Source organism: Mycetohabitans sp. B8, from assembly GCF_021991875.1.
GTDB lineage: Bacteria > Pseudomonadota > Gammaproteobacteria > Burkholderiales > Burkholderiaceae > Mycetohabitans.
On the sequence record NZ_JAHLKR010000042.1, the window covers coordinates 1 to 289 of the forward strand.

The 289-nt window shown below is 61.2% G+C and carries 1 pseudogene; it reads right to left on the reverse strand.

The annotated features are described in order from the left end of the window. Positions 1–289: pseudogene (locus tag KQH60_RS14585) on the reverse strand (ISL3 family transposase); the annotation flags it as partial.

Below are 289 nucleotides of genomic sequence, written 5' to 3' on the forward strand. Positions count from 1 at the left end.
CCCACGATTTCCCGATACAACCTCGCCGAGTTTGGGCAGCCTTCACGCCAGCGCTGGGCAAGATACGCTCGATAGGGCTCCAACTTGCTGGCTGCGGGTGGCCTTTGCGCCCGCTCAGGAAACCCACCGGCGTTGATCCAATGTCGCACTGTACGCCGGTCCAATGCCGTGATGCGCGCAATCGCCCGGATTGCACGGTTTCCTGTTAGCCAGTTCGCCACCGATGTCGCATCACGATTGGGCAACAGATCCAATGGGCGCCGTTGCTCGAGATCGACCAGTAGGGTGC